This is a genomic window from Caldisericum sp., from assembly GCF_049967455.1.
Taxonomy (GTDB): Bacteria; Caldisericota; Caldisericia; order Caldisericales; family Caldisericaceae; genus Caldisericum; species Caldisericum exile_A.
This window is the reverse complement of the sequence record NZ_JBMFSR010000005.1, coordinates 1-20,038: the sequence shown is the minus strand read 5'-3', so window position 1 is coordinate 20,038 and position 20,038 is coordinate 1. Positions and strand designations below refer to the sequence as shown.

The 20,038-nt window shown below is 35.1% G+C and carries 20 protein-coding genes and 1 tRNA gene; 14 read left to right on the top strand and 7 right to left on the bottom strand.

The window, feature by feature from the left end; all coding sequences use genetic code 11:
- From ACP5SP_RS02915 to ACP5SP_RS02885, 7 genes are all read left to right on the top strand, one after another.
- On the top strand, positions 1-657 hold the full coding sequence (locus ACP5SP_RS02915) for an endonuclease III domain-containing protein (protein ID WP_428076013.1): 657 nt from the start codon (positions 1-3) through the stop codon (positions 655-657).
- Positions 658-699: 42 nt separating this feature from the next.
- A complete protein-coding gene (locus tag ACP5SP_RS02910; RefSeq protein WP_428076012.1) occupies positions 700-1,725 on the top strand; it encodes a hypothetical protein in 1,026 nt (341 codons plus the stop codon).
- A gap of 2 nt (positions 1,726-1,727) precedes the next feature.
- Positions 1,728-5,174 (top strand): DNA polymerase III subunit alpha, encoded by a 3,447-nt coding sequence (locus ACP5SP_RS02905; protein WP_428076011.1) that lies wholly within the window; start codon positions 1,728-1,730, stop codon positions 5,172-5,174.
- A 39-nt stretch (positions 5,175-5,213) separates the two neighbouring features.
- A tRNA-Leu gene (locus ACP5SP_RS02900) sits at positions 5,214-5,303 on the top strand.
- 72 nt (positions 5,304-5,375) lie between these two features.
- Positions 5,376-6,164: an SDR family oxidoreductase gene (locus tag ACP5SP_RS02895; protein WP_416085002.1), complete on the top strand. Its 789-nt coding sequence runs from the start codon at positions 5,376-5,378 to the stop codon at positions 6,162-6,164.
- A 2-nt stretch (positions 6,165-6,166) separates the two neighbouring features.
- A complete protein-coding gene (locus ACP5SP_RS02890) occupies positions 6,167-6,670 on the top strand; it encodes a ferredoxin domain-containing protein (protein WP_428076010.1) in 504 nt (167 codons plus the stop codon).
- Between the two features lie 15 nt (positions 6,671-6,685).
- A complete protein-coding gene (locus tag ACP5SP_RS02885) occupies positions 6,686-7,810 on the top strand; it encodes a pyridoxal-phosphate-dependent aminotransferase family protein (RefSeq protein ID WP_424596822.1) in 1,125 nt (374 codons plus the stop codon).
- Here ACP5SP_RS02885 and ACP5SP_RS02880 read toward each other — a convergent pair.
- Entirely contained in the window at positions 7,807-9,027 is a 1,221-nt protein-coding gene (locus tag ACP5SP_RS02880) for an MFS transporter (RefSeq protein ID WP_428076009.1), read from the bottom strand. The genes ACP5SP_RS02885 and ACP5SP_RS02880 overlap by 4 nt on opposite strands.
- 114 nt (positions 9,028-9,141) lie before the next feature.
- Here ACP5SP_RS02880 and ACP5SP_RS02875 point away from each other — a divergent pair, with 114 nt between their 5' ends.
- Complete coding sequence (locus ACP5SP_RS02875) at positions 9,142-10,482, top strand: S8 family peptidase (protein WP_428076008.1); 1,341 nt, start codon at positions 9,142-9,144, stop codon at positions 10,480-10,482.
- Between the two features lie 42 nt (positions 10,483-10,524).
- Here ACP5SP_RS02875 and rsmI read toward each other — a convergent pair whose 3' ends face one another.
- Genes rsmI through rimP form a run of 4 tightly spaced genes read right to left on the bottom strand, consistent with a single transcriptional unit; the run spans position 10,525 to position 14,610 of the window.
- Positions 10,525-11,205, bottom strand: a complete 681-nt coding sequence (rsmI, locus tag ACP5SP_RS02870; RefSeq protein ID WP_416084997.1) for a 16S rRNA (cytidine(1402)-2'-O)-methyltransferase — start codon at positions 11,203-11,205, stop codon at positions 10,525-10,527.
- 3 nt (positions 11,206-11,208) lie between these two features.
- Positions 11,209-13,113 carry a translation initiation factor IF-2 gene (gene infB / locus ACP5SP_RS02865; protein ID WP_416084996.1) on the bottom strand — a complete coding sequence of 635 codons (1,905 nt, stop codon included), beginning with the start codon at positions 13,111-13,113 and terminating at the stop codon, positions 11,209-11,211.
- A complete protein-coding gene (gene nusA / locus ACP5SP_RS02860) occupies positions 13,097-14,155 on the bottom strand; it encodes a transcription termination factor NusA (protein ID WP_416084995.1) in 1,059 nt (352 codons plus the stop codon). Before nusA ends, infB begins: the two co-directional genes overlap by 17 nt.
- Complete coding sequence (gene rimP / locus ACP5SP_RS02855; RefSeq protein WP_416084994.1) at positions 14,152-14,610, bottom strand: ribosome maturation factor RimP; 459 nt, start codon at positions 14,608-14,610, stop codon at positions 14,152-14,154. Before rimP ends, nusA begins: the two co-directional genes overlap by 4 nt.
- 353 nt (positions 14,611-14,963) lie before the next feature.
- Between rimP and dcd the strand changes: the two genes are divergently transcribed.
- The 6 genes from dcd to ACP5SP_RS02825 are packed head-to-tail and all read left to right on the top strand — an operon-like array spanning position 14,964 to position 19,045.
- Complete coding sequence (gene dcd, locus ACP5SP_RS02850; RefSeq protein ID WP_424587023.1) at positions 14,964-15,539, top strand: dCTP deaminase; 576 nt, start codon at positions 14,964-14,966, stop codon at positions 15,537-15,539.
- Positions 15,532-16,089 carry a hypothetical protein gene (locus ACP5SP_RS02845; RefSeq protein WP_428076007.1) on the top strand — a complete coding sequence of 186 codons (558 nt, stop codon included), beginning with the start codon at positions 15,532-15,534 and terminating at the stop codon, positions 16,087-16,089. The genes dcd and ACP5SP_RS02845 overlap by 8 nt, the downstream gene beginning before the upstream one ends.
- Positions 16,089-16,934, top strand: a complete 846-nt coding sequence (locus ACP5SP_RS02840) for a DegV family protein (protein ID WP_428076006.1) — start codon at positions 16,089-16,091, stop codon at positions 16,932-16,934. The genes ACP5SP_RS02845 and ACP5SP_RS02840 overlap by 1 nt, the downstream gene beginning before the upstream one ends.
- 3 nt (positions 16,935-16,937) lie before the next feature.
- Positions 16,938-17,789, top strand: a complete 852-nt coding sequence (locus ACP5SP_RS02835; RefSeq protein ID WP_424587020.1) for a DegV family protein — start codon at positions 16,938-16,940, stop codon at positions 17,787-17,789.
- A 9-nt stretch (positions 17,790-17,798) separates the two neighbouring features.
- Entirely contained in the window at positions 17,799-18,302 is a 504-nt protein-coding gene (locus ACP5SP_RS02830; RefSeq protein ID WP_424587019.1) for a hypothetical protein, read from the top strand.
- Complete coding sequence (locus ACP5SP_RS02825) at positions 18,299-19,045, top strand: alpha/beta hydrolase (protein WP_424587018.1); 747 nt, start codon at positions 18,299-18,301, stop codon at positions 19,043-19,045. The genes ACP5SP_RS02830 and ACP5SP_RS02825 overlap by 4 nt, the downstream gene beginning before the upstream one ends.
- Here ACP5SP_RS02825 and rsmG read toward each other — a convergent pair.
- Both rsmG and ACP5SP_RS02815 read right to left on the bottom strand, forming a co-directional pair.
- Positions 19,040-19,603 carry a 16S rRNA (guanine(527)-N(7))-methyltransferase RsmG gene (rsmG, locus tag ACP5SP_RS02820; protein WP_416084987.1) on the bottom strand — a complete coding sequence of 188 codons (564 nt, stop codon included), beginning with the start codon at positions 19,601-19,603 and terminating at the stop codon, positions 19,040-19,042. The two genes, ACP5SP_RS02825 and rsmG, sit on opposite strands and share 6 nt — an antisense overlap.
- Before the next feature lie 22 nt (positions 19,604-19,625).
- Entirely contained in the window at positions 19,626-19,820 is a 195-nt protein-coding gene (locus ACP5SP_RS02815; protein ID WP_428066805.1) for a hypothetical protein, read from the bottom strand.
- Positions 19,821-20,038 lie beyond the last annotated feature (218 nt).

Sequence of the window (20,038 nt, the reverse complement as noted above, 5' to 3'; positions counted from 1 at the left end):
ATGAAAAATTATAAATTTAACTTAATTATTCCAAAGCTTGAGAAATTTGTAAAAGACCTTGGAGTGCCCGTTGTAACTCGCATTAAAGAAAAGGAGGCTGATCCTTTCAAAATTCTCATAGGCACAATTCTTAGTTTGCGAACGAAAGATGAAACAACAGAGCAAGCCGCAAAAAGATTGTTTGAGGTTATAAAAACGCCTCACGACCTTGTTAAACTAAGTGAAGAAGAAATAGAAAAACTCATATATCCTGTAGGTTTTTACAAAAGAAAGGCAAAGCAAATAAAAGAAATCGCATGGACACTTATACAAAAATATGGAGGCCGTGTCCCAAATGATCTTGATGAACTCTTAAAGATGAAAGGCGTTGGAAGAAAAACTGCAAACCTTGTCATAACTGAAGCCTTTGATGACTACGGCATTTGTGTTGATACTCATGTTCACCGCATTTCAAATAGGCTTGGCTGGGTAAAAACAAAAACCCCTGAACAAACCGAAATGGAATTGCGAAAAATACTCCCAAAGAAGTACTGGAAGACCATAAACCCAATTCTTGTCACATTTGGCCAAAATATTTGCAAGCCTGTAAGCCCTCTCTGTTCTAAATGCCCCATTAAAGAGTTATGCCCAAAAATAGGAGTAACAAAGTCTCGGTAAGAAATTTTGAAACATACCCCTTTTGTTGTAAAATAATTCGCTATGAAAAAGATAATTTTAGTTTTATTAATATTTTCTCTTTTGTATTTTGTAGGTTGCGGTAACTCTTATAAGATAAATTTCTTTGATGAAGATGTTCTAATTAAAATTTTTTCAGAAATTTATCTTCAAAACTCTTATAAGATAAATTTCTTTGATGAAGTCACAGGAAAACCTATTAATACCGTTATTATAGATGGAAAAACATTTGAAGGGGAATTGAGGCTCTCTCCAAATACTTATAAGGTGTCTGCAAATAATTATGAGGAAAAAACAGTATCTGTAAATAAGGATAAAAGAACTTTTTTCTTAAAGCCTATTTCTTACCTTTCAGTCGAAGCAAATACAAGGATTAACTCTATAAAGATTGATAACACATATTATGAACCAGTAAGTCTAATTGTAAATGGACGAGAAGTATTCGTTATTTCCCCAGTTGCATTAGGAAAGCATAAAATTGTGATCGAAAGCAAATTCTTTATTCCACTCTCAAAAGAAATCGAATTCAAAGAAGGCGAAAACCATTTAAATGTTGCTCTTTCGGTAGATAATGTTACATTCTCAAAGTTCCTTGATACGGTCGAGTTTCCTCTTGAAGGCTCTTCAAATAAGAAGATTGCAGTAAAAATAAATGGTATTGCAAACAAAAACCCCGTGAAAAAGGAAATTGAAGTTGAAAAAACCGGCGATTTTCTTACCTTTAAAGATGGAAATTTAACATACTCTTATAAAAATGGTGATTTTGACATCAATGGTCGTAGACCAAATGAAGAAGAAAAGGCAATTTTATCTTATTCAAAATCTGTTATCGAGGAGTTTTTAAATTTAAGAAGTACTTTAAAATCTTTGAATCTAAAAGAAGTTAAAGATAACGAATTTATTTTATCAAAGACAGGTGACTTTGAAGGAAGAAAAATAAACGAGTCAATATCATTTACTCTAAATAACGCAAAAATTACTAATATAATTTTGAACATTGTACAAGAACAAATAAACACTAACTTGTCAATAGAAGTGGAGGTTAAGTAGTTATGGGATTTACACACTTGCATCTTCACACTGAATATAGCCTTCTTGACGGAATGAATAAAATTTCAGAACTTTCTTCCCGGGTTAAAGAATTAGGAATGGATGCTGTTTCTATAACTGACCATGGAAATATGTATGGAGTTATTGAGTTTTATGATGAAATGAAGAAAGCAGGCATCAAACCCATTATTGGTGTTGAGGTTTATATTGCTCCAAATGGTGTGGAAAAAAAAGAAAAAGACGAAGAGCGATACCATCTTATTCTTCTTGCAAAAAGCCTTAAAGGATACAAAAACCTTACAAAAATTGTAACAGAAAGTTATATAAAAGGATTTTACTATAAACCAAGGATTGACTTTGAAATTCTCAAAAAATACAATGAAGACATTATCGCAATGTCTGCCTGTCTTCAAGGCGAAATTTCTGCAAAAGCACTTAAAGGAGATATAAAGGAAGTCAGGAAAGCACTTTATAAATACCTTGATATATTTGGCAAGGAAAACTTCTTTGTTGAAGTGCAAAATCACGGACTTGATGAAGAAAAGGCAGTTATAGAAGTTGCAAAAACTCTCAAAGACACAGAAGGCGTCAAACTTGTTGCTACAAATGATGCACATTACTTACGAAAAGAAGATGCGCACGCACACGATATACTACTATGCGTTCAAACTTTAAGGCCATTTGATGATCCAGAGAGAATGCGTTTTCCAAATCAAGAGTTCTATATAAAAAGCGAAGCTGAAATGCTTGAAGTATTCAAAGGTCTTGAAGATGCAGTTTATAATACAGAACTTGTAAAAGAATTGTGCAATGTCGAATTTGATTTTTCATCATACCACTTACCTGTTTATAGAAAAGATGAAAACTGGGATCCATCAAAAAACAAAGAGTACCTCGAAGAGTTAACTTTTAAAGGGATAAAAGAAAAATACGGAGACAAGGCAGAAGAAGTAATGGAACGAGCTCGCTTTGAACTAGATGTCATTGAAAAGATGGGTTTTACCGACTACTTCCTTATAGTTCAGGACTTCATAAATTATGCAAGAAATAATGATATTCCCGTTGGACCAGGACGTGGTTCTGCCGCAGGGTCTGTTGTTTCATATGCTTTAGGTATAACAGAAATTGATCCGATTAAATACAATCTATTCTTTGAACGATTCCTAAATCCAGAAAGAATAAGTATGCCTGATATTGATGTTGATTTTGGTGATAGAGGTAGAGATGCTGTTATAGATTATGTAAGAAAAAAGTACGGGGAGTCTCATGTTGCACAGATTGCAACATTTGGTAAAATGGAAGCACGCCAGGTTATCCGTGATGTTGGTCGTGCCTTAAAGTTCACATATCAGGAAACAGATAGAATTTCTAAACTCATTCCGCCAGGACTTAAACTTAAAGAGGCAATTGAAACACTTCCTGATTTAAGAAAACTCTACGAAGATTCACGCTATAAAGAACTTTTTGATGTTGCGCTAAAACTTGAAGGCCTTTCAAGAAACTTTGGTACCCATGCAGCAGGAGTTGTAATAGGTGATGCACCATTAACTGAATATCTACCTCTTCAGACTGACAAAGATAATTCTATTATCACTCAATTTGATAAAGATGTTGTAGAACACATTGGGCTTTTAAAGATGGACTTTCTCGGTATTAAGAACCTCACAATAATACAGGATACAATAGACATGCTTAAATCGAAAGGAATCAATATTGATATAGACAAAATTCCTGAGGATGATAAAGAAACTTTCGATATGCTCAAACGTGGTGATTCAGTGGGCGTGTTCCAATTAGAAAGCGCAGGTATGAGAAGAGTTCTAAAAGGAGTTCAACCTGACAGTATCGAAGACCTTACAGCAGTTGTTGCCCTCTACAGACCTGGCACCATAAAGGCAGGAGGTATTGAAGAATACATCAACAGAAAATCTGGTAAAACAAAAGTAACTTACCCTCATCCAAAACTTGAACCAATTCTTAAAAATACATATGGAATTATTGTTTATCAGGAACAGGTAATGCAGATTGCAAATGCCCTTGCAGGCTACACTATGGCAGAAGCTGATACCTTAAGGAAGGCCATAGGTAAAAAGATTCCCGAAATAATGAAAGCTCAAAGGGAAATATTTGTAAAGAGAGCAGTTGAGAATGGTGTTGATAAAATTGTTGCCGAGAAAATTTTTGATCTCATTGAATTTTTTGCAGGTTATGGATTTAATAAGTCTCATGCAGTCAGTTATGCAACGCTTGCCTACCGAACTGCTTATTTAAAAGCACATTATCCCAAGGAATACTTTACTGCCATATTAAACTCATACATAGGAAATGAAGATAAAACTCGTGAAACTCTCCTTGAAGCAATAAGCAAAGGCATACCCATATATCCTCCTGATATAAACAAATCAGATGCCCTATTTAAGGTAGAAGGAAGCGGAATTAGATTTGGTTTTCTCGGTATAAAGAATGTAGGAGAAGCCTCAATTAATGAAATAATAAAAGAACGCATTGCAAACGGGCCATTTTCATCGTTTAAGGATTTTGAAAAAAGAACAGCTTCCTTCAAGGTAAACAAAAAAGTTATTGAAAGCCTAATTAAGGCGGGTTGCTTTGACTCACTTGATGAGGACAGAAAAGCACTCCTTGAAGGTGGTTCAGAAACTCATGCAACCGTTTCCCTGTTTGGTGGGCTGCCACAGGCTACAACACCAAGGGTCCATGCAACAAGAGCAGACATCCTAAAATACGAGAAAGAAGCATTTGGATTTTATCTTTCTGATAACCCAATAAATGCATATCTTGGAATCCTTGAAGATCTTGGAATTGAAACAGTATCGCAAGTAATTTCAAAATTTAAAAGAGAAGAGGATATTGAAAGCGAAAACTCTCTTGATTCATTAGAAATTGAAGAAATCACAATTAACAAAGTCAAGGTTGCAGGCGTAATAAACAACGCTAAAAAATCAAAAACAAAAAACGGTAACTTTATACTCAGGTTTGACCTTGAAGATGGCGCAAATAAAATTGGATGCCTTGTTATGCCACAATACCTTGAAAAATTTTCTGAATATCTCGATAAAGATGGAATTGCAATAATCGAAGGAGAAATAAGGCAGGAAGAAGATTCGTTCACCCTCTTTGCAGTGGATGTTTTTAAGTTCTTAACAGAGAAAGATATTAAGAAAAACGATAAAAATAACGCACTCCATATAAATATCTCATTGGATGAAGAAAGCTCTCAAACAGTATTTACAAAACTTTCAAAATTAAAGGAAATCGCACAGAGTTTTAAAGGCGAAGTCCCAATTATACTGCACATAAAAACTGACGGTGTAATCGTAAGAATTCACTCATCACCGAAATTCTCAGTTGATCCATTAAAGGGATTTATTTCAAAGTTAGAAGAAATATTTGGAAAAGACTCTTACGAAATTAAAAGCTTCCTTGAATAGAGTTGAAAAAATCCTCCAATAATGTATAATTCATTGAGTGCCGGAGTGGCGGAACTGGCAGACGCGGCGGACTCAAAATCCGCAGGGGTTCAGAGCTCCGTGTGGGTTCGACTCCCACCCCCGGCACCATTTTTATTTTCAAATATAAAGTAAATCTTTTGTATAATATTTATGAAATCATCTTGAAGGAGGTCGATTTAGATGGATTTAGGCATCAAAGGGAAAGTTGCATTCGTCATGGCTGGCAGTAAAGGGCTCGGTAAAGGTGTTGCCCTTAAACTTGCAGAAGAAGGCGCGCTTGTTTCAATAATGGCTCGTTCTATGGAAAATCTCAAAAAGGCACAAGAAGAAATAAAAACTAAAACTGGCTTTGAACCGCTCATCGTTTCGGGAGACGCCACCAAAAAGGATGATGTACTAAGAGCAATAGATGAAACAGTTAAAACTTATGGCACAATACACATTCTTTTTACAAATGCAGGTGGACCACCATCAGGTGGATTCTTTGACGTAAAACCCGAAGACTACCTTGATGCAGTTCATTTGAATCTAATGAGCACAATCTATGCAGTTTATGGTGTTAAAGATCTTATGATAAAACAAAAATGGGGAAGAATTATTGCTTCAACTTCAATATCAGTTAAGCAACCACTTGATAATCTTATTCTTTCAAATGTTTCAAGAGCTGGGGTTGTTGCATTTATAAAGTCTGTTTCAAATTCACTTGCACCTTATGGAATAACGGCTAATGTAGTTGCTCCAGGCTACACAATGACTGAGAGAGTTGAAAACCTTCTTAAAGCAAGAGTAGAAAAAGAAGGAATAACGTTTGAAGAGGCAGAAAAGACAATGGTTGCAAGTATCCCGATGAAGCGTATTGGAACTGTCGAGGAATTTGCTTCTACTGTTGTATTTCTTGCTTCTGATAAGGCTTCTTATATAACTGGTATCGTTTTGCCAATCGATGGTGGCTTTATAAAGGGGGTGTAAGAATGATTAAGATATATCCAGAACAAGATTTTGAGGTTGTATTAGATATTGCAACTAAGATGTGTGTTGCAGCTCGCACTGCTCCAAAAGCAAATGGACTTGATTCAATTGTTACGGCAATAGTATATGGGGAAGAACTTGATAAAATTAGGGAGGAAATGGTAAGATTTGGCACAGAGAGAAATCTTCAATACTTTATAAGAGATGCAAAAAACATTGAGGGAAAAGTTGTTGTCATTATCGGTTCTAAACCAAAAGAAAAGGCACACGGCTTTGAAGATGGCGAATCTGAGGAAACGGTTTTAAAAGAAAGTAGTGCAATAGACCTTGGTATCGCAATTGGAAGTGCTGTATCGCTTGGAAAAGATTTATGCATAGATAACAGAGTAATGTATTCGATTGGAAGAGCTGCAATTAATCTGAAAATTCTTGGCGAAGATGTAATAATTGCGTATGGCATACCTTTGAGTATTTCGGGTAAAAATCCGTTTTTTGATAGAAAATAAAAAGGAGGTAAACTTATGCAAGAATTATTACTAATTCCAGGGCCAACTCCTGTAAGTGATGATGTACTTGACGCAATGTCAAAACCCGTTATTTCACATACAAGTGTTGAATTTGCAAATTTGCTTAAAGAGACATTGTCCTATGTAAAGAATCTTTTTGGAACTAAAAATGGTTTTCCATTTGTTATAACAGGATCGGGAACTTTGGGTATGGAAATGGCAATAACAAACATTCTTGGGGAAAAGGACAATCTTCTCGTGTTATCACATGGATATTTTGGCGATAGATTTGAAGAACTCGCAAAACATCTTGGAATAGAAGTCGACAAGATAAAGGCAAACCCAGGCGAACACGTAGATCTTGAATTGCTAAGAAAAACACTCAAAGAAAAACACTATACTGCAGTAACTTTAACTCATGTTGATACATCAACAGGAGTGCTTGCAGATGTTGAAACTGTTTCAAAAATACTTCAAGAAGTAAGTCCTGAAACTCTATTTATAGTTGATGGCGTATGTGCAACTGGGGGAGTAAAAGAGGAGTTCGATAATTGGAAAATAGATGTAATCTTAACTGGCTCGCAAAAGGCACTTGCAACACCACCAGGACTAACGCTTCTTACCTTCTCAAAAAGAGCAATCGAAAAAAGGAATTCAATTAAGCCACGTACTTATTATGGTGATATTTTAAAATGGATACCTGTTATGGAAGATGGCACAAAATATTTTGCAACACCATCCGTTAATCTATTTTTTGCACTTCATCAATCTTTAAAAGATATCTTTGATATGGGGCTTGAAAATTATTTTAAAAAACATGAAGACCTTGCAAGAAGAGTAAGAAACGCAATGAATGAGTTAGGTTTAAAGCTTGTTGCAAAAAGACCTGCACCAACGCTATCAGTATTCCTATATCCTGAGGGAATTGATGATAAAACATTTAGAGGAAGATTAAAAGATCATGGAGTTGTTATTGCAAATACGCTTGCAGAACTCTACGGAAAGGGTTTTAGAATCGGACACATGGGAAGCATTACGAAAGACGAACTACTAGTTGCAGTTTCAAAAATTGCAGAAACATTCGAAGAATTAGGAGTCAAAGTTAGTAAAGGAAACGTAATTAATGCATTCCTAAGTTAAGAAAATACTCTTGAAAAGAGGCGCTCTCCTAAGACAAGGAGTGTGCCTCCTATTATAAATGTAGCAAAGTAGCCAAGGTGAAGTGCAATAAATCCCGCAACAAATGAGGCAAGAATTACAGCAAAATTGATTGACATGTTAAAAATTCCTAAAGCTTTACCACGTTCTTTGTGAGGTGTAAGATTTGTGATTTCAAGCGTTAAAGGAATGTAAAGAAAAGGCCAAGTAAAACCGAAGAAAACAAAACTTAAATAGATAAATACTTTCATGAAATCGATTTTAAATACAACAAAAATTCCAATTAGAATGAAAAGCATACCTCTTAAAAATAAGACATACCTTATAAAGAGTCGATCATATTTGGTCGTACGCAATTTTCCTGTTAAGAAAAAGGCGATATTACCTGCAAAACTGTTTGCCGAATAAAGTAGGAATATCAGCTGAGATGATACTTTGAATACTTCCTTTAAAAATACAGTAAATATTGAGAATACAAGGTTTGCACCAAAAAATGCCATAAAAACAGCCATAGTAATAAGTCTCATATTCCTTGGTAGATTTCTTAAATCCACAACTTTAAAGAATTCACTTGCAAAATTTGCAACTTTAAGGAATAAAATCTTGGTTGTACGGAGATTCGGTATAACTTTAACCTTTAAAGCACCTCGTTCAATGGTTAAAAAAGAACTTAAAAGAAGAAGAATTGAAGCAATAAAAAAGATCATTTTGAGCTTAAGTATATCATTTAGGCTCTTCACTATGGTAAGCACAAAACTTCCAAAAAGCATACCGAAAGTCGAACCAACACTATTAAAGAGATTTAAATTATTAATTTGCCTTCTTACAAAGCCTTCATCTCCGATCTTCGAAAGGTGTAGAGTCATTGCAGGACCAGTGAAAGAAATTACATTTCCAAGTATGATTGAAAAAAGATAATAAATAAAGATAGATTTAACAAAAGCCATAAGAACTATTATAAAAGATGCAAGGAAAAAACTTGTATATATCAAGACAGAAATTCTTTTAATTCTATCCAATATGATACTTGCAGAAATTGAGCCTAAAAGGTTTCCAAACGAAAATAGTGCAACTGCAATAGATGCACTTTGTACATTGCCCCTTAGAGCAACTACCACATACAAACTTATAACTATATTAAAAAGAGAGATCGATGCACCTTGCAGTGCAAACGAAATAAACCATTTTTTAAATCCCATTTTAACCTTCAAGGATATTTTATATTAAAGATGGTTTTTGGCAAACTAATTTAAAAAGTATTGACTTAAAAATAAAACTTCATATAATAACAAAAATTTTGCAAGGAGGAGAGCATGAAGAAAGTTTTAGTAAGCTTGATCTTGGTTGCACTGTTGCTTACAGTGTTTGTCCAAGTAAAAAGTGCTGAACCCTTATTTGTTGGTGGAGAACCACTCTCAATTAAGAATGAGGTTGCAACCGGTGAGTTTATCGTTGGATTTAAAGATGGGATTAATGTTGGATTAAAGGCTAAAGCACTCGAGAATTCAAAATCCTTAAAAGTAAAAAGAATCGGTCTTAAGAACTTTGCAGTATTTTCATTGCCTCAAGGAAAAACAGTTGATTCAATAAAAGAATTATTGCAGAACGATCCAGATATTGCCTACATTGAACCAAACTTTATTGCACATGCACTTGCAGAGCCAAATGACCCGATGTTCTCACCATACCAGTGGGATTTATATGATTATGGAATGCTATCCAATGGATATGCATCTAATTACGGCATTCAGGCTGTTTCAGCTTGGAACATCACAAGAGGTGGAGGTGTAAAAGTTGCAATAATCGACACAGGGGTTGCTTACGAAAATTACACTGATCCTGTAACAGGCACTCAGTATGCTCTTGCTCCCGATCTTGCAAATACAAAGTTTGACACTGCAAATGCCTATGATTTTGTAAATAATGACACTCACGCAAACGACGATAATGGACATGCGACACATGTTTGTGGGACAATTGCTCAATCAACAAATAATGGTACAGGTTGCGCTGGTATTGCATATGAAGCTACAATCCTCCCAATAAAGGTGCTTGATAGCTCTGGCTCAGGAACCTATGATGCAATTGCAAACGGCATTACATGGGCAGCAGATCATGGTGCAAGAGTTATTAATATGAGTTTAGGAGGAAGCCAAGGCTCAACCACGCTTTACAATGCTATTAAATATGCATACAACAAAGGTGTTGTAATTGTTTGTGCCGCAGGAAATGACGGAAAGCCTTTGGTAAGCTATCCTGCAGCCTATACAGAATGCATTGCAGTTGGAGCAACTCGATTTGATGGAACAAGAGCAAGATATTCAAACTATGGAAGTGCACTTGATCTTGTTGCACCGGGCGGAGATACATCAGTTGACCAAAACAAAGATGGCTATGGCGATGGAATATTACAACAAACATTCTCAGGAAGTCCCACAAGTTTTGGATATTACTTCTTCCAAGGAACTTCAATGGCAACTCCACATGTTGCAGGAGTTGCAGCATTAGTGCTATCGGTTCATCCAGAATTTACAAATGAACAAGTGAGAACTGCACTTCAATCAACTGCAAAAGACCTTGGAGCAAAAGGTTGGGATAAATACTACGGTTATGGACTTGTTAATGCTTATGCTGCAGTAAACTGGAAACCATAGTTTATTAAACTATAAAAGATTGGGGGGCTTTTGCCCCCTTTCTTATATTTTCATGTCCCTTCCACCTAAAACAATTACAATTTCACCTTTAGGCGGATTTGCCTTAAAGTATTCCAAAACCTCTTTAACAGAGCCTCTCACAACACTTTCATGAATCTTTGAAATCTCCCTTACAACTGAAACATAACGGTTAGAATCAAAAATGTCATTCATTATTGAAAGAACCTTTACAAGTCTATATGGAGATTCATAAAAAACGACAGGGTATTCAAACTCTTTAAAGTATTCAAATGTCTTTTTAATTTTGCCTTCAGCTCTTTTAAGAAATCCATAGAAGAAGAATTTATCTGGTGGAAAGCCAGATAAAATAATTGCAGGGAGCACTGCGTTTGGCCCAGGTAAAACTTCAAAGTGAATATCCTCTTCTATACATCTTTTTACAAGATCATAGCCTGGATCAGAAATACATGGAGTGCCTGCGTCAGAAACAAGAGCAATTGATCGACCAAACTTTAGATCTTCAACAATATTCTCTAAAACTCTTTTATTTGAATATGAATGAAAACTCTTCAGAGGTGTTTTTATTTCATATTTATTGAGAAGATTTCTTGTAATTCTTGTATCTTCTGCAATTATATAGTCAACGCTTTTGAGTACTTCAAGAACTCTTAAGGTTATATCTTTAAGATTACCTATAGGTGTTGGGCAAATATAAAGTGGCATCTATTAAACTTCTTGCACCTCAACTACTTCAAACTCATCTCCAACCTTTATATCATTGAAGTTCTTCAAACCAACGCCACACTCATATCCTTTAACAACCTCTCTTACATCCTCCTTGAATCTCTTAAGTGATGAAACCTCAGTTGTATAAATAACAGTATTATTTCTTATAACCTTAACCCTTGCCCCTCTGTAGATTTTCCCTTCATTAACAAGGCATCCTGCAACTGTTCCAACATTGGGAACCTTAAATGTTTGTTTCACTGTAACTCTTCCAACAACGACTTCCTTTGTCTCTTTTATCTCAGCACCTTTCAAAAGCCGCTCAATCTCGTCAACAAGTTCAAATATAATATCATAGGTTCTTATTTCAATTCCTCTTGATTTTGCCTCATTTATCGCTTCTTGAACAGGCCTTACGTTAAATCCAAGAATAAAACCTTTAGAGGCTGATGCAAGGAGCACATCACTTTTGACAATCCCACCAACACCCTCGTGTACAATTTCAATTGGAATTGGCGATTTTATCTCACTTATTGCCCTTTTTACTGCCTCAAGAGACCCTTGAGTGTCTGCTTTGAGAATAACATAAAGGTGTTTTTCCTCGCGTTCCTCCATCTCTTTCAAAAGCTCCTCAAGAGTTTTTGGAACACGCCCTTCTTCTTTTGCCTTCTTCTTTGCCTCTTCTATTTTTTCTTTTTCTTCACGCATTTCCTCTATACCTGAAAGTTCATAGAAGATCTCTCCTGCCTCTGGAATCTCCTCTAAACCTGCAATCTCAACAGCTGAAACAGCAGGACTTAAATTGACACTTTTACCAAATGTATCTTTCAAGAATCTAATTTTACCAACGGTATTACCTGCCCTCAAATATGTACCAACTTTCAATGTTCCTGTTTGCACAATAACTGTTGCAAGTGGACCAACATTTTTATCAATCTTAGACTCAATAACTGTTCCTGACGCAATTGTGTTTGGATTAGTTTTCAAATCGAGCAGATCTGCTTCAAGTCTTATTATTTCAAGAAGATCTTGAACACCCTGTCCAGTTTTTGCTGAGACAAGCACATAAACAGTCTGTCCACCCCATTCTTCTGGTAAAAGTCCTCTATCTGCAAGTTGATGCTTTACCATTTCTGGATCCGCGCCTGGCTTGTCTATTTTGTTTATTGCAACAATTATTGGCACTTTTGCTGCTTTAGCATGGTTTAAGGATTCTATTGTCTGCTCTTTAACACCTTCATCTGCTGCAACTACAAGGATAACAATATCAGTGACAAGCGAACCTCTAAGTCGCATTTCGGTAAAAGCTTCATGCCCCGGTGTATCAATAAAAATAATATCTTCTCCATTTATCCTTACAGTAGAGGCACCGATTGCCTGAGTTATCTGACCTTTTTCTCTTGCTGCAACATTTGTTTTTCTTATAGCATCAAGAAGTGTTGTTTTTCCATGATCAACATGACCCATCACTGTTACAACTGGGGCACGTTTTACAAAACGCTTTTTAAATTCTTCGTCAAGAAATGGAGGAGTCTTAAGTCCTAATTCCTGCGCAAGATAGTGCACTTCCTGCCTTGAATACCTGTAAGAGGGTTTATAAGGGAGTCCAAACTTCATTATTTTTTCTCTTACTTCTTCGATTGGGATGTTGAAGTATACACAAAATTCATCAAGTGTTATATTATCTGGAATGCTTTCGAGTTCTTGTTTTTGTTCTTGAGCCTTATGCTTCAACTCGTTAACATAATCAGTAATTAATGATACAGACTCAGAATCTATTGTAGAAAGGGTACTCTTAGCAGGAATTCCCAACTCCTGCATTATTTCCATGAGATTTTGAGACTTCAATCCTAATTCCTTTGCAAGCTCATAAACCCTTTTCCCTTGCTTACTTTCTTTCTTCATTTACTTCACCTTCTTCCAGTTCCACAAGATGAATGTTGTACCCTGTTAATTTGGATGCAAGTGCAACATTTACCCCGTCTTTCCCCATTGCAACAGGGGCTTCCTTTTTTTCAACATACACATTTGCTTCTTTTGTATTAGGAATAATTTCTACTTTCTTAACCTCAGCGGGGCTTAAAGAATTTGCAATGAAAACCTCCGGATTAGGGCTATATCTTATAATATCTATCTTTTCAAAGTTTAATGATTTCGACACGCTATTTATCCTTGTGCCTTTTGGTCCAATACACGCTCCAACTGGGTCCACATGAAGATCTTTACTCAATACCGCAACCTTAGCTCTTTCACCCGGTACACGCACTATCCCTTTTATTTCAACTATCTTTTGTGAAATCTCTGGTACCTCTCTTTCAAGGAGTTTTGCAAGAAAATTAGGATCTGCCCTTGAAAGAACTATTAGAGGATTCCTGTCACCAATTCTAACTTCTTTAACATAGACATCGTATTCCTTTCCTCTTATGAGATGTTCATTAGGTATTTGTTCTTCAATTGGAAGAATTCCTTCAACTGTTTGCATACCCTCTTCAAGGCTTATACCTATGGAACCTCTTCCTTTAATCCTTGTAACTCGTCCTTTTACAATTGTACCTTGCTTGTTTGCGAAAAGGTTTACTAAATGTTCTTTTCTTCTTTCGGCAATTCTTTGCATAAACACCTGTCTTGCGGCCATAACCGCAGATGAGGAAAGCATCTTTATGGGGATTTCAATAAGCACCTTTTCTCCCACCTTTGGGTTATCAGTAAAGTTGAGTGCTTCCTTAGGTGAAATTTCGGCTAAGGGATTCATAACATGTTCAACAATGGTTTTCTCTGCGTATAGTCTTATCTCGCCCTTTGCAAGGTTCACCTTCACAACAGAATTTTCCTCACCAAAATGCTTTTTATAGGCTTCCTTAATAGATTCAATTATTATTTCAATAATTTCTTCCTTAGGAATACCTTCTTCTTTTTCAATGTTTCTTAAGGTTTCTATGTCTATCACTTTTTACCCCCTTTTCTTTTTTCAAACATTCTTTCAAACAATGCAACCCTTATAATCTTTGAAAAGGGAACGGAAAATTTAACACCATCAATTTCAAAATTCACATTGTCTCCTGTATTTCCTCTCAAGATACCTTCTTTGCTCACGGTCTGTCCATTTTCATCTTCATAAGTAAACCTTACTTCTCGCCCTTCAAAAATATCAAGCTCAGTTCTATCTTTCAAAACTCTATCAAGTCCTGGAGTTGAAAGGTTAATATCATAAACACCTTCAATTCCAATTGCCTTCAAATCACGCTGTATCTCTCTTGTAAGTTCTTCAAGATCACCAACAGTAACGCTTTTGGTTCTTCTATAAACAATTGCTTCAATTGTATCACCAGTGATAGACAACTCTATCACCATCATATTAAATCTCTCAGCGTTTTTTCTTACAATACTCTCTATCTTTTCCATATTTTTCTAAAACAAAAAGTGGGCACAAATTACCCACTTATGCAAAAAATTCACCTTTATATTGTAAAACAATTCTTTGAATTTTCCAAATTATACTAAAATTGCTTATGCCTTGAACTATTTCTGAAGTTTTTCGATTTAAATTTTATTAAATTTAATAGGGTTGCAAGCATCATTTTTCTTCTTTTCTGTTTCCATAGCCTTCTTTAAATCATACAAGTCAATCAACACTGCAAAATAACTAAAAATTAATTTTAAAAACCGCGTAGCTTTAATAATTTTTCAAATGTTATTTTGGAAATTTTGCAAAAAAATTACTTTAACTATAATATTAAAAACATAAAGGAGATAACATGGGGCTAAAAAGTGATAAGTGGATAAAAGAGAAGGCTATCAAAGAAAAGATGATTGAACCGTTTGTTGATCATCTTGAATCCCACGGTGTAATTTCATATGGACTCTCTTCCTACGGCTATGATATGCGTATTGCAAACGAATTTAAAGTCTTTACAGGTGCAATAGGAAAGGAAACTGCAATAGTTGACCCAAAAAAGTTTGATAAAGACCTTCTCCAAGATTATGTAGGTGACTTTGTGATTATTCCTCCAAATTCATATGTACTTGGAAAAAGTGTAGAATATTTTAGAATCCCAAAGAATGTCCATTGCATAGTCCTTGGAAAAAGCACATATGCAAGAAGTGGCATCATTGTTAATATCACACCGTTAGAAAGCGGTTGGAATGGGTTTGTAACAATAGAGATCTCAAACGCTACACCCCTTCCTGTAAAAGTCTACGCAAACGAAGGTATTGCTCAGGTTCTTTTCTTTGAAGGAGATGAACCGTGCGAAGTTTCATATGAGGATAGACACGGAAAATACCAGAATCAAGAAGGAATAATTCTTCCAAAGGTAGATAAGAATGGATAACAGATTCAAAAGGATGCTAACCTTTTTAATTTCAGAACAACCTGTTGCCCTTTTTGTTATCACAATTGTAAGGCTTTCAAACCTCATCAATAATCTTGAATTTTTACTTTTAATTACATTCTTTTCATTACTCCCAAGTTTGTCGTTTCTATCTTTCATAAGATATCCATGGGATTTTAAAAAAGAAAGACGCCTATCATTTATAGTGAATATGATAAGTTTCTTAACTGGTCTTGTGGTAATTTTGATTCTAAAATGCAATAAGGTAAGTATTTTTATATCTCTTTCCTACAATTTAGCGGGTATCATACTTGGAGTTTCCAATTTGTTAGGCTACAAGGCCTCAGGACACGCAACATCTATTGCAGGACCAGCAACAATACTTACAGCGATTTTTGGATTAAAAGGAAGCCTTCTTTATCTTTTGCTTATACCTGCTTTCTACCTCAAAATTACACTTAAAGATCATACAATTGGGCAATTTATCACAGGAATATTGATTGGTATGCTTTCGACAGTTGTCATATATTACTTTATAGGAGGGATTTAATGATAAAAATAGTAACAGATACAACAGCATACTTTAACGATGACGAGTTAAAGAAATATGACATAAAGATTGTTCCCCTGTATGTTAAAAACGAGAGAGGCCAATGGAAAGAGAGAATTGAAATCTCTGACGATGAATTTTATGAAAGACTTAAAAGTGGTGAACGATTTGAAACGTCTCAACCCTCGCCACAAGATTTTATAGATGCATACAAGCCTTTACTTGACGAAGGACACGAGATTATTTCAATACATATCTCAACCGGACTTTCAGGCACAGTTAATTCTGCAAATGCAGCAAAAACGCTGCTCCAAACTGATAAGATAACTGTAATAGATTCAAAATCTTCGTCTGCAAACCTTTTAAGAAAAGTGCTTCTCGCATATGACCTTGCAAACAAGGGTTATACAAGAGAGCAAATTGCAGAAGAAATTGAAAAGTCTTATTCAAGGATTTTCGGATTTTTTCTCCCAATGGATATCCAATACCTTGAAAGAGGTGGACGCATAAGCCATTTTCAAAGCAAGATATCGACTGCTTTGAAGTTATATTTCATAGTTCACCTTAATGAAGGCAGAATTGATTTCTACAAGTTAGGAAGAACAAGAAAAGGCTCAACAGAAGAACTCATAAATATAGTAAAAGGTCTTAAAAATAAATTTGATGGATTTGAATATGTTGATACAATATATGGAGCAAATGTTGAAGAGGGTGAAGAATTTAGAAAAAGAGTTGAAGATGCCTTTGGACAAAAGGTAACAAAGTATAGAATAGGGCCTGTGCTTGGAGCACATCTCGGTCCTGAATTTTTAGGAATAGGCGTCGTTTGTAAAATAAGGAGGTAAATGATGGAAAAAGTAAAAATCGTAACTGATTCAACATGCTATATGCCAAAAGTATACCTTGAAAAGTACGATATTAAAGTCGTGCCTTTGTATGTAAGATTCGGTGATGAAGTCTATCGTGAAGGCATAGATATGACCCATGACGAATTCTACAAAAAGCTTCATACAACAAGCATTCTTCCAGAAACAACACAACCTGCACCTGAAGACTTTGAAAAAGTCTATAGAGAACTTCTTAAAGAAGGATATAAAATTATATCAATTCATATTTCAGCAGGCTTATCTGGTACTCTTAATTCAGCGAATGCTGCAAAAGAAGCATTAGGAAGTAACGATATTTACATCTTTGATTCAAAGTTCACCTCTATGGGCTTGGGATATCAAATATTAGAAATTGCAAAGATGCTCTATGAGGAAAATATGCCTTTGCAAGATGTTTTAAAAATAACTTCTACACTATACAAGCATATGAATATTTACTTCCTTGTTCCAGATCTATTCTGGCTTGCTCGCCTTGGAAGAATTGGTAAAGCAAAGGCAATTCTTGGAACTGTTGTAAAAATTAAACCGATACTTTTCTTTGACGAAGGTGTAGTAAATGTCCTTGAACAGCCGCGTACACTTGAAAAAGGCAAGGAAAGAATGATTGAGCTTACAAAAGAAAAAGTGGAAAAATTAGGTTTAAAATACATTACTGTAGCATATGGTGAAAATCTCGAAGAAGCAGAAAAATATAGAGATTTTGTTGAAAGGGAATTTAATAAGTCAGTATCATTGACACAACTCGGACCTGTTATAGGAACTCACACGGGTCCACAGGTTCTTTCAATTCACTTCTATACAGAAAGGATATAGGAGGTTGATATGAATTTAACAGAAAGTAAAGTATTTTCAGGAATACTTGTAATCTCTTTGGGTCTTACATTGCTTATCAAAGAAGTTGCAACAATTCATGATGCATTTGGTTTATTTGTTGCAATTTTCTTCACACTCATCGGTTTTGCATTTCTTACAATGAGGGGATACTCTCACAAAAACGAGATTATTTCGTATTTAGTTGTATTTTTATTTGGACTTTCTTTGCTTACCCTAGAATTTAATATTCTGCCCTTTGATACTCTAAATGTAATTTTCCTTTTAGCACTTTCTGTTGGGCTTTCTTACCTAATCTATGGAAGTGTTGTCAAATTTTCTATAAAGGCAATTTGGACTGGGATTATTTTTACAGCAATAGCACTTCTAATATTTCTTCCTAAAGCTCTTGCAATTGAAGATATTTTCTGGTTTAGTGTAAAAAGATACATTATACCAATTCTTCTTATAGTAGGGGGAATATTCATAATCTTACCCACAAGGAGGAAAGAATGACAGAAATTTGGGAAGAAGGTAAACCTTTTAGTAGTGTGGGTAATAAAGATGTAGGTGTCCTTGTTTTACAGGGCTTTACAGGAACAGTTGGAAGCATAATTTATCTTGCAAAATATCTTGCAAATATTGGATATCATGTTGAAGCACCAAGATTAAGTGGACATGCAACTAAATGGGAAGACCTCAATAAGGTTAAATACACCGATTGGATTAACGATGTTGAAAGTGCCTATAAAAAACTTCAAGATAGGACAAAAAACATTTTTGTTGCAGGCCTTTCCATGGGTGGCGCACTAACTCTCTATATGCTTGAAAATCATACTGAGGTGAAAGGCGGAATTCTCATAAATCATGTTGTCATAGTGAATGATCCAAAGGTTAAGCTTCTTCCGATTTTAAGTCTCTTTATAAAATCGATGCCTGCAATTGGTTCAGATATAAAAGATCCAAACGTAAAAGAACCTGCATACGATAGGACACCAACACGAGGCGCATATGAGATGATTAAACTCTTAAATGTTATCCAAAAGAATCTTTCAAAAGTACAACAACCACTTCTCATTTTAAAATCGAAAGAAGACCATGTTGTACCACTTGAAAATGTTGACTATACTTTGAAAAATGTCAGTTCAAAAGATGTAAAAGTTATCTATCTTGAGAATTCATATCATGTTGCCACAATGGACTACGATAAAGACCTAATAAATAATTACACAAAGGAATTTATAGAAACACACCTATAACTTCTTAATTACCACAAGATAACCAAAGGAAGTCTCTTTGAGTTCTTTTAAATAAAAAGGATATGATATGTATTTAAGTTCTTCTTCTACATCTTTTTTCTTTCCAAGCACAACGACTCCTTCTGATCTCAGATTTTCCTTAATCCAGGAGAGTATTGTATCAATTCTATTAACTGCCCTCGCAACAACGACATCAAAAATGATCTTATTTCTTTTAAGAAGCGTGGCATCAAGGTTAATTACACTTACATTTTGAAGATTGAGAGTCTTTGCAACAAATTCTAAAAAATCCGTATGAGTTTTTCTTTTGTCGATAAGATAGAATTGAGCTTGAGGTTTCATTATTGCAAGAGGAATCCCAGGAAATCCTGCACCACTTCCTAAATCAAGTACCTTTAAATTATTATCAACATAAGGTAAATAAAGTTTTGCTTCCTCAATGTGTTTTTTGTATAAGATATTTAAGTCCTCTTTTGGACTCATAAGGACTACTCTCTTAGGAGCATTTACAAGTAATTTTAAGTACAAATAGAATCTATATGAAGGAATTATTTCCATAGAATTATTTTATCAAAATTCTTTAAGAATGGCTTAAGGATTTATTAATGAAAACAATGCCTGCAATAAGCTCATTGAAAAAGATGAAATAGACTTCTAAATTTTTTATAAAAAGATAAATAACTCTCGATTCCTTTAAAGTTGCTTCTAACTCACAGGTTGTCATGTCAAACTTAGGAAGACATGTCCATTTACTAAAAGGAAAAAAGTTTCCCATCAACCATCAGAAAGGGGGGTTACCCCATTTCGAATTTAAATCCCAAAGTCAAAGGACTATTGGGTAGAGTGCTGAGGAGGGTATCCCTTTCCAGATTAAAAAGCGGAGATTTCTCCATTATTCGAAGGGGTAAAAGTCCCCCTTCGAACTTCCCCAAAGGAGGAGATTTCTCACTTCGTTCGAAATGACTGGTTGTGTCATTCCGAAGGGAATTTTCA